The organism is Salmonella sp. SAL03688, from assembly GCF_046551895.1.
GTDB lineage: Bacteria > Pseudomonadota > Gammaproteobacteria > Enterobacterales > Enterobacteriaceae > Salmonella > Salmonella enterica.
Map to the genome: position 1 here is coordinate 19,712 of NZ_JBGDVI010000036.1, position 10,065 is coordinate 29,776.

Sequence of the window (10,065 nt, forward strand, 5' to 3'; positions counted from 1 at the left end):
TATTGCCCCTATGCAATATCACCGGACATGCCATACGTTCAGCAAAAAGTCGTCATCGGCCGGTTATGACCGATGACATGCTGATGTGGTCTAGAAGCGATACTGCAACCCCGCGGTAACCGTATAGTTATTATTAGCTATACCTGCGGCATCGCCACCAAAATACGCCGTATCACCGCTGGTTTTATCTATGATTTGCGTACCGCCCTTACCTTCTTCATATTTACTGTAAGCAAACTCAGCAAAGATTTTTGCATTACTGGTAATATAATATCCGGCGTCAATAGAAGCGCCATAATATCGTGAATTTTCCGTTTTTTCACGGAAGGTAAGTTTGCGCATGTAGTGTTCGTCATTATCATGCGCATTTACCCAGTCGCTGTATTTAAACAGTACATTACACTCAAAGTCATTAATACGATAATCACCCGCCAGCCCGATATAGGGCATTTCGAAACGCTGGCTATAACCTATGCCGCGCACGCCATGAGGAAAGTTACCAATATACCGACCATTATCATAAATATAAGACCCGCCTCTTGCCGTCCAGCTAAAACGAGTTTCCTGATAGCCCGCTGTCACGCCCGCCTTGTAGTTATCGCCCTGCAATAACCAACCTTTCACGTTCAAATCGTATTCATTAGCATAGTTGGCGCTGGTGTCCGGATGAATTGAACGATCGGTCCAGCCAGGCTGCTCACTGCTCATCCAGTCATGGTCAACCATATGACCCGATCCCGACGCCAAAGACGTCCAGCCGCGGGCGTCCAGCGTCATGAACGAATAGGGTTCCCATGATAAATCCCCCTGCAACGTGGCGACATTTTTTATTTTCCAGTCCAGTTGACTCAGCTTCCGCCCGGTGTCGGTATCATAAACCAGCTCCCTGGATTTACCATTTAACACCCCCACAGAAAGGGATGTCGTGACGCTATCAGGAGAGACGTCCGGAATAAATAAGGTAGACTCCGCATAAACCGACTCAGAAAATAGGGCGATCATCATTACTGCAATAGCATGTTTTTTCATTTCTCTTGTCCTCATATTCAGATGTAATCTGGAGAGGTGATGAAGTTTTCATCTTGTCAAATCGTCGGACAAGAGTACATTTATTACGCCAGAGAACTTGACGCATTTTTACCTTATATTGAAGTTAAGAAATAGAATTTGATGCTCAGGTGAATAATAAGCAATCTATAATCATGATGGAATGATTTACCATTACGGTGATGTGACGTTATCTGGCTAACGACATCGTTGCTGTTGTTGTCAGCCAGATTGAAAGTAACTGTAATATCAGAATTTATAATGCTCTTTACTTAGACCATATTTTTTCATGCGCAGATAAAGTTTTTTACGGGGAATTTGCAGATACTCCGCCACTTCATTAATTCGTCCCTGATGAATATTTAATGCTTCGGTAATAATTTGTCGCTCATACTCTTCAACGCGCCGGTCAAGCGGGGTCGGCTCCTGAAGAAGCAACTGCGGGTTGACCGTTTCCGCCAGCGGCAGCACGCCAACAGCAAAAAGCTCTGCCGCATTAGCCAGTTCGCGCACATTGCTTGGCCAGACGCGTCGCATTATTCCTTTCAGTAATTCCCCCGCTATTTCCGGCACTGGATGATTGAGCCGCAGGCAGGCTTTTCGAAGATAATGGCGAAATAACGGCTCAATATCATCCGGTCGCTGAGAAAGAGACTGGCAGGCGATTTGGGTCATGGCGAAACAGTAGTAAAGCTCGGCCGCAATCTGGTTAGCTGCCGCCTGCTCCACCAGCGAAGCGCTGCCAACGCCCACCAAACGAAAAGGCCGATGCTCCAGGCTTTGTAAACGCGCCAGATGGTGCTGCTGTTCGCGTGTCAGATATTCGGGATGACTCAACACCAGCGTACCTCCTTGCGCCTGGTCGATGAATGTCTCCAACTGCCCGGCATTCTCCGGCGTGAGTTCATAGCGTACAAACGGCCCTTTCGCGTTACGCCCCAGTTGATGGAGATAACGGGCGCCAGTCATACGTCCAGTGCCATGCTCACCGTAAAACCATACGGCAATGTCCGTTTCCGCCAGTTGTTGTAACCGTTGTCGAAACTGATTCATCCACTCGCTGCGCCCAATCAGTTCAACCTGTAACGTCTGCTGGCAATATTGCCGCCGTGCAATGACCGACCGGCGCTGGCGTAGCGCGTCTTCAATTAATATCAACAGCTTGCCCGGATCGACGGGTTTTTGCAGAAAATCCCAGGCGCCCTTTTTCACCGCATCAACCGCCATCGGTACATCGCCATGTCCGGTAATCAATAAGATTGGCAGTTGATCGTCATCCTGATGAAACAGCGTCATAAGATCGATACCGGAACACCCCGGCATACACACATCGCTCAAAACGATCCCCTCCCAATCCGCTTTTACCCACTCTTTGGCCTCGAAAGGATGGGTAAAGCCACGCACGCGGTAGCCTGCCTGCTCAAGCATTTGGGTATAGGCGTCAAGTACATCAACGTCATCATCAATCAGCAAAATAGAACATTCATCATTCAACATCATCGACATCCGTTACCGAGAATTGCAGCACTACGCAAGCGTTACGCGTCAGCGTCGACGCCAGACGCAGATCGCCCTTCATTTGCGCCATCAGCGACACGCTAATCGACAGCCCAATACCCAACCCGACAGCTTTACTGGTGGTAAACGGCTTGAGTAAAGAGGGCAACAGCGCCACAGGCCAGCCAGGACCGTTATCTGCAATATAAACCTCCAGCGCCTCTCCCTGCGTCTGCCACGTCACCGCGATCGCCGCATCATGCGAACAGGCGTCAAGCGCATTCGCCAGCACATTCACCAGAACCTGCTGAATACGCACTTCATCGCCGCTAACCCATACGGTGTCGGTTGGCAGTGAAAGCGCTCCCTGCCGGGATTGGTGGCGCATGGCTAATAACTCCCATGCCGCCACGAAGGTTTGGCGCAGATCAACGGGATACAATGGCGTTTCCAGCTCCGCCCGGCGGGTAAACTGCCGCAGCGAACGGATAATGGCGTCAATCCGGTTAATGAGCCCTTCCGCTTTGGTGAGCGTATTTCTCGCCTGTCCGCTCTGACCTTGTTCAATCGCGCGTCCCGCCGTAAATAAATACATTGAAAGCGCATTCAGCGGCTGGTTAATTTCATGCGCCAGCGTGGTCATGGTCTGGCCGACTACCGCCAGTTTCGCCGTCTGAATTAACTCATCCTGCATGGCGCGCAGGTCGGCTTCTATCTCTTTGCGCTCGGCGACCTCTTGTTCAAGCTGCCTGCGTTGCATATTGAGCTGGCCCAGCGTATGACGTAGCAAACGGGCTATCCGTCCTAGCTCATCGCGCCCGTAAACCGGGATAGTCGAGTCGGTTCTCCCCAGCCCTATCTGTACCACAGCCTGATTAAGCGCGGTAAAACGCTTTACCAGCCGGGAACGGATAAAATAGTGGTTGAGTCCCCAGGCCAGCAGCAACGCCAGGAGCGTTGCCACTAAAATAAGCCCGCCGCTAACGCGGACAATCTGTTCCAGGCGTTGATTGAACGTCTGCATTTGCTGGTGACTACTACCTAACTGCGCCTCAAGCAGCGTGCGAAAGCGCCCTAGCGTAGCCTCTCTGGCGCGGCTGGCGTCCAGTAAGGCTTTTTGCGCCGCAACATAATCGCGCATGGTATCGGGCATCTTATTTTTTACCATCCCGATTTCCAATAGTTCGTCTATGGTTTGCCGCAGCGTGATCGTACTGGGCCAGTCATCCAGCGCACGAATATTCTCATCCGCCGTTTTTTTTAGGTTTTCCAGATAGCGAATATGGGTCTCTACCAGCATCCCGTCATTATTGCCAGACTTGAGCTCATTCAATCTGTCGCGCAGGTCGTCAACAATCTGATTTTCAATTCGCGCCAGGGTATATACCTGCTGCTGCTCGTTCTGCACTTCGCGCGAACGTTGCAAGTACTGCGCCGCGTCGCCCTGATTCGCCTCAATTTGATCGAGTAGCGTCCCCTGCTGCCAGGTAAAATCCTGTACCAGCGAATTTAGCTCCGTGGTGAAATCATCATGGAGCCAGTCAATGCGAGCGGAAAGCTCGCTGACTTTCTCCCGCACCAAAAACATGTTGTAGAGGGCGTTGTCCAGCTCCGCCAGCAAGGTCCGGCTATCCTGTAAAATGACGGCCAGTTGCCGGCGTTCAGCAAGCTGAAGCCCCTGACTGAGACGCTCAATCTTATCCAGATGCTGAATAATCTGCGTACGTAACTGCAAACGTACCGTCGTGTTCGGCGCCAGCAAAAATTCATTGAGCTGATCCACGGCCAGATTCAGGTTCCCCTCAATTAAAAAAGCGGAGTGGATGCGAGGAAAATATTCATCAAGCGAATAGCGAACCTGCGAACTTTGCTCATGCCAGGAATAAAGGCTGACCATACTGACAATCAGCGTCAGTAATGCGCCCGTTAAAAATGCACCCCGTAAACTGTTGCTGATACTGAGCTGACGAAGCCGTTGCAATAATCTCCCCTTCATTTCAGCTCTTCCAGTTTGTGAATCGCCAGCCGCTGATTGTTCAGAAACCAGATCTGCCACTCCATCATTTTTTGTTCGGCAAAGCTTTTATTATCAAACTGCGCCAGCCAGGTTTCATCTTCGCTGCTTGCCGCATCCACCGGGACGCTGGTCAATAAGGCTCTGATTTCAGGTAAGGGGCGTTTAAGCCGCGTTTCTGCGCTGTGCAACGCTCGCCATGCATCTTTAAGCTGCGCAAGACGAAAACTGATCGCGGTATCAAACATGCGTTGTACCAGTTGCTGACGCTTCAGGATCAGACGATAGTTCAACGGCGGCTGGGCCATCAAACGCTGTTGTTGCGCGGCGCGAGGATTATCGGCGCTAAGCGGTGCGACGGGATACTTACCGGTATTCGCGTCAGCCAGTATCCTTTGCCCTTTCGGACTTAATAAGTAATGAATAAAAGCACGCGCTTCGTCTGCATGACGGCTGTTTTTCAACACCGCGACGTAAGTGGGCGACACCGCAGAATACGGGAAATAGGTAAAAGTAAGATTAGGATCGTTAAGTAGCAAATTAGCATAGTTATCAATGACCGGCCCGGCAACGCCAAGCCCGCTTTTGATTTTATCCGCTACGCCGAAACTGCGAGAGGAAATCGTGACCAGATTACCCGAGATTGCCAGCAGCGTCGCCCACCCTGCCGTCCAGCCTTTTTGCTGCAACAGCGACTCCACCATCAAATGATTCGTGTCTGAGCGTGACGGACTGCTCATTAATAGAGCGCCCTGGTAACTGGGCAGGCCCATATCCTGCCAGTCGGCAGGCGGCGGAAGATGGCGCGCAGCGAGCGCTGAACGATTGATCAATAGCCCAAATCCGGATACCGCTACCGCCACTGAAGTTGAGCGGATAGAACGCGGCACCAGCTTCTGGCTGGCGGCAGGCGCGCTATCCAATAGCGCCAGCTTTTGGTGCTCCTGAAGGTGTTGCAACAGCATGGGGGATGACGTCAGGATCAGATCGACATTTTCCGCATTCGCCGTATCAAGTAATTGCTCTAAAGAACCGCTGGTACGGTTGAGCGTACGAATCATGACGGAACCCGGCTCCGTCTGCCAGCGCTGGATAATCCAGGCGGTCGCGCTGGGTGAAAAGGTCGTTGCCATCACCAGCTCGCGGCTGTACGCCTGGCAAGAACCGAACATCGCCGCCAGCCATAGCGTAAAAGCGCCCACTCTGGCGAAACGACTACAGCATGAGAAAAGTCGATTTGTGATCCCGTTCATAAATATCGATATCACATAAAGAAAATATTGAGACAAAACTTACCCTTTTATTTCTGTTGGCATCCAGAACAACGTTATTTGAATAATAACGGGTCCGTCGCCCGAAAACATCAATAAAGCGTATCAGATCACTGGCAGCAAATTTGTTAATATCCGCACATGCTAACGATAAAACGGCCATGCCAATAATTAAAGTTTCACCACACCCTTCAGGATGGGTCAAAAATAACCTTTAAATTCACCCAATTGAGTCAATTTTGACACATTTCTTCGACTTGAATTTTATTGTCACTCCTTTCACTCTACCGACAAAACCTCCTGATGTTCATCTCACTATAAAATACAGGTGACTCCATGTTAACAATATTAAAAACAGGGCAATCGGCGCATAAAGTCCCACCGGAAAAAGTCCAGGCTACGTATGGTCGATATCGTATACAGGCATTGTTAAGCGTATTTCTGGGATATCTCGCTTACTATATAGTCAGAAACAATTTCACATTATCGACGCCTTATTTAAAAGAGCAATTGGATCTCAGCGCTACGCAAATCGGCCTGCTGAGTAGCTGTATGCTTATTGCTTACGGAATCAGTAAAGGCGTAATGAGCAGTCTGGCGGATAAAGCCAGCCCAAAAGTCTTCATGGCGTGCGGTCTGGTACTCTGCGCGATTGTTAACGTTGGGCTGGGATTCAGTAGCGCATTCTGGATATTTGCCGCTCTGGTGGTCTTCAATGGCCTTTTTCAGGGCATGGGCGTCGGCCCCTCGTTTATTACTATTGCAAACTGGTTCCCTCGTCGGGAGCGCGGACGCGTAGGCGCCTTCTGGAATATCTCGCATAACGTTGGCGGCGGGATCGTCGCGCCTATCGTCGGTGCGGCTTTTGCGATATTGGGCAACGAACACTGGCAAAGCGCCAGTTATATCGTTCCGGCCTGCGTCGCCGTCATTTTTGCCTTAATTGTTCTGGTCTTGGGAAAAGGTTCGCCACGCGAAGAAGGTCTTCCCTCACTGGAACAGATGATGCCGGAAGAAAAAGTCGTACTGAAAACGAAGAATACGGCAAAAGCGCCGGAAAATATGAGCGCATGGCAAATCTTCTGTACTTATGTGCTGCGCAATAAAAATGCCTGGTATATTTCGCTGGTGGATGTCTTCGTCTATATGGTGCGGTTTGGCATGATTAGCTGGTTGCCTATCTATCTGTTGACAGTAAAACACTTTTCAAAAGAACAGATGAGCGTCGCGTTTCTCTTTTTCGAGTGGGCGGCGATTCCTTCCACGCTACTGGCAGGCTGGCTGTCAGATAAACTGTTTAAGGGCCGCAGAATGCCGTTAGCCATGATTTGCATGGCGCTGATTTTTGTCTGTCTGATCGGATACTGGAAAAGTGAATCTTTGCTGATGGTAACGATTTTCGCCGCCATTGTAGGTTGTCTGATTTACGTCCCGCAGTTCCTTGCGTCCGTACAGACAATGGAGATAGTCCCCAGCTTTGCCGTAGGTTCCGCCGTCGGTTTACGTGGGTTCATGAGCTATATTTTCGGCGCCTCGTTGGGCACCAGCCTGTTTGGTGTAATGGTGGATAAACTTGGCTGGTACGGCGGATTTTATCTTCTGATGGGCGGCATCGTGTGCTGCATTCTATTCTGTTACCTCTCCCATCGCGGCGCGCTGGAACTGGAACGCCAGCGCCAGAATGCGTTACATAATCAGGACTCACTGCAGCTTGCGGACGCACAATAAACGATTAGCCTTCCCGGGGAACAGAAGCGCCGACATTGTCGGCGCTATCTATTCGCTGACATCGTGTATACCCAAAATAATTCGAGTTGCTTAAAGGCGGCAAGGGAGTGAGTCCCCGGGAGCATAGATAACGATGTGACTGGGGTGAGCGACGTCCCGTCAGGGCGAGGCCCATGAATGGGCCGAGTAATCCATAGCCAACACATAAGCCACTTGAAGTATGAAGGGTATGTACTGACTAACGCTTACCGTATCCCACCATAAAGCGAATAATTAACCCACATGCCGGTGCGAGAAAAAGCAATAATCCGCTAACGATGTCATCGCCATCCTGCAGCCATACATTGAGTAAATAAATCAGCGCGGCAAGGATAACCATTCCCGTAAAAGAAGAAACCGCAGAAAAAGCCCCCATCACCTGACCGATATAGCCACTCACGGCAAGTATACTTATTGCAAGAAATGTCCATAAATAGATCATCTATAATACCTCCTGTCTATGGCAAGGCTTCCATATAGCCTTACGGTCCCTCTCACTTCTCCTTTAAGATAAACCTTATCAGCACGTCATTTCCATAACATTTATCTCACATTTTATTTTTCTAATCATTTTTCAATGACCTTCGTCTGAAATAAAATTATTACTGTAAAAACAATGCATTAAAAATAATGATTAGCTTATTTTTGCTACGGAAGAAATATTTACGCTTCTTGATAAAGAATTTCTGGGCGCGAGTAAATAACTGGTGGTACATTAGCCTGCCTGGCGTTCATGCCCTCGTGGTTTAGTACTGACTTAGTTTTACACTCCTTACGGGAACCATTGTCGTACATGATGGCCTAACTATACGTAAATCATTCAAGTTACCCTGATGAGCTTACTCAAGTAAGTGCTTCGGATAAGCGAACGCAACTTGAAGGATGATGCGTATTTCAGAGTGTACCGCTGCGGATAATGACTCTTCTGCGATACATTATTTTCGTATCTACAGAAGGTATTTTATGTTTCCTCAAAGCAAATTTTCACGCGCGTTTTTGCACCCGCGCTACTGGCTGACGTGGTTTGGCGTTGGCGTCCTCTGGTTACTGGTGCAGCTTCCCTACCCGGTTTTACGTTTTCTGGGCACCCGCACCGGTAAGCTGGCGCGCCCCTTCCTGAAGCGACGTGAGTCGATCGCCCAGAAAAATATTGAACTCTGTTTTCCGACCCTCTCCCGGGAAGAAAGGGAAAAACTGATCGCCGAGAATTTCCACTCTCTTGGCATGGCGCTGCTTGAAACGGGCATGGCCTGGTTCTGGCCTGATAGCCGGGTTCGCAAATGGTTTGATGTGGACGGGCTGGACAACCTTACCCGTGCGCAGGCGCAAAATCGCGGCGTAATGGTCGTTGGCGTGCATTTTATGTCGCTGGAATTGGGAGGCCGGGTAATGGGTCTCTGCCAGCCGATGATGGCGACCTATCGCCCGCATAACAATCCGCTCATGGAGTGGGTGCAGACGCGCGGTCGTATGCGCTCAAATAAAGCGATGATCGGCAGAAACAATCTGCGCGGCATTGTGGGCGCGCTAAAAAAAGGGGAAGCCGTTTGGTTTGCTCCCGACCAGGACTACGGCCCTAAAGGCAGCTCCTTTGCGCCATTTTTCGCGGTTGAAAACGTCGCCACCACCAACGGCACCTATGTACTGTCCAGGCTGTCTGGCGCCGCCATGTTGACCGTTACAATGGTAAGGAAATCCGATAACTCGGGTTATCGTCTGTATATTACCCCTGAAATGGAAGGTTACCCGGCAGATGAAAATCAAGCCGCTGCCTATATGAATAAAATTATTGAGAAAGAGATCATGCGCGCCCCGGAGCAATATCTCTGGATTCATCGCCGTTTCAAGACTCGCCCGTTGGGAGAAGCGTCACTCTACATCTGAAAAAGGCCGCAAGGCCTTTTATTTTGGCATTTCGCATTGTCATAATATTCATATCGTAAATTACTCATTCCTGCTTTTAGCGATAAGTCTCCTGTTTACAGGCGATTTTTTACTGTGTCGGCGGCGTCGCTCAATAGCGATTCATCACTGTCAGAAATTAAACTGTCGCCGATTCCCGACACTTGTAAGTTACTAAAAGTAAATAAGAAAATGCCTCTTGTTTCACCTCATTTTTAGGCGTACATTAGCGCCGTCTGGAGCGATGACGCGCAGAATTCTGAGGTGATGCAGGCGGTCGAAACACGAATAATTCTCAATTTCGTGTTGTCCGGCATCAACTCTCTATAATCAGGTAAGTGTAAGTTCATTTAGGCGTACGACAGGTACGCGGAGAGATGAAACGTGAAATATTTCTTTATGGGCATTTCATTTATGGTCATCGTTTGGGCCGGTACTTTCGCCCTGATGATTTAAAAGTACAATGCAAATAAATATCCTCCGGCATAGCCGGAGGTTTTTCTGATGCGCCTGTAAGGCTCTCTTACCAGCCGCGCCCTAACAGGCGCATACGATCTGACATTTGCA

Annotated in this window: 8 protein-coding genes; 3 read left to right on the top strand and 5 right to left on the bottom strand. The window is 49.5% G+C overall.

Going from position 1 to position 10,065, the window contains the following annotated elements:
- Positions 1–90: 90 nt before the first annotated feature.
- The 4 genes from pgtE to pgtC form a co-directional block, all read right to left on the bottom strand.
- Positions 91–1,029 carry an omptin family outer membrane protease PgtE gene (gene pgtE / locus ACLJR2_RS22655; RefSeq protein ID WP_000716001.1) on the bottom strand — a complete coding sequence of 313 codons (939 nt, stop codon included), beginning with the start codon at positions 1,027–1,029 and terminating at the stop codon, positions 91–93.
- 267 nt (positions 1,030–1,296) lie between these two features.
- On the bottom strand, positions 1,297–2,544 hold the full coding sequence (pgtA, locus tag ACLJR2_RS22660) for a two-component system response regulator PgtA (RefSeq protein ID WP_000930845.1): 1,248 nt from the start codon (positions 2,542–2,544) through the stop codon (positions 1,297–1,299).
- Complete coding sequence (pgtB, locus tag ACLJR2_RS22665; protein ID WP_000678493.1) at positions 2,534–4,540, bottom strand: two-component system sensor histidine kinase PgtB; 2,007 nt, start codon at positions 4,538–4,540, stop codon at positions 2,534–2,536. The genes pgtA and pgtB overlap by 11 nt, the downstream gene beginning before the upstream one ends.
- Positions 4,537–5,730 carry a phosphoglycerate transport regulator PgtC gene (gene pgtC, locus ACLJR2_RS22670; RefSeq protein ID WP_000467985.1) on the bottom strand — a complete coding sequence of 398 codons (1,194 nt, stop codon included), beginning with the start codon at positions 5,728–5,730 and terminating at the stop codon, positions 4,537–4,539. Before pgtC ends, pgtB begins: the two co-directional genes overlap by 4 nt.
- 435 nt (positions 5,731–6,165) lie before the next feature.
- Here pgtC and pgtP point away from each other — a divergent pair, with 435 nt between their 5' ends.
- Positions 6,166–7,557, top strand: coding sequence for a phosphoglycerate transporter PgtP (gene pgtP / locus ACLJR2_RS22675; RefSeq protein ID WP_000955739.1), 1,392 nt, complete (start codon positions 6,166–6,168; stop codon positions 7,555–7,557).
- A 238-nt stretch (positions 7,558–7,795) separates the two neighbouring features.
- On the opposite strand, the gene ACLJR2_RS22680 is transcribed toward pgtP, so the two are convergent.
- Positions 7,796–8,038 (bottom strand): YfdY family protein, encoded by a 243-nt coding sequence (locus ACLJR2_RS22680; RefSeq protein ID WP_000639889.1) that lies wholly within the window; start codon positions 8,036–8,038, stop codon positions 7,796–7,798.
- A 521-nt stretch (positions 8,039–8,559) separates the two neighbouring features.
- Here ACLJR2_RS22680 and lpxP point away from each other — a divergent pair.
- Both lpxP and ypdK read left to right on the top strand, forming a co-directional pair.
- Positions 8,560–9,480 (top strand): kdo(2)-lipid IV(A) palmitoleoyltransferase, encoded by a 921-nt coding sequence (gene lpxP / locus ACLJR2_RS22685; protein ID WP_000484431.1) that lies wholly within the window; start codon positions 8,560–8,562, stop codon positions 9,478–9,480.
- A gap of 402 nt (positions 9,481–9,882) precedes the next feature.
- Positions 9,883–9,954 (top strand): membrane protein YpdK, encoded by a 72-nt coding sequence (gene ypdK / locus ACLJR2_RS22690; protein ID WP_010723117.1) that lies wholly within the window; start codon positions 9,883–9,885, stop codon positions 9,952–9,954.
- The last annotated feature ends 111 nt before the right edge of the window (positions 9,955–10,065 follow it).

Coding starts and splice junctions, on each gene's coding strand:
- pgtE (WP_000716001.1), bottom strand. CDS start 1,029: ATGAAAAAACATGCTATTGCAGTAATGATGATCGCCCTATTTTCTGAG.
- pgtA (WP_000930845.1), bottom strand. CDS start 2,544: ATGTTGAATGATGAATGTTCTATTTTGCTGATTGATGATGACGTTGAT.
- pgtB (WP_000678493.1), bottom strand. CDS start 4,540: ATGAAGGGGAGATTATTGCAACGGCTTCGTCAGCTCAGTATCAGCAAC.
- pgtC (WP_000467985.1), bottom strand. CDS start 5,730: ATGTTCGGTTCTTGCCAGGCGTACAGCCGCGAGCTGGTGATGGCAACG.
- pgtP (WP_000955739.1), top strand. CDS start 6,166: ATGTTAACAATATTAAAAACAGGGCAATCGGCGCATAAAGTCCCACCG.
- ACLJR2_RS22680 (WP_000639889.1), bottom strand. CDS start 8,038: ATGATCTATTTATGGACATTTCTTGCAATAAGTATACTTGCCGTGAGT.
- lpxP (WP_000484431.1), top strand. CDS start 8,560: ATGTTTCCTCAAAGCAAATTTTCACGCGCGTTTTTGCACCCGCGCTAC.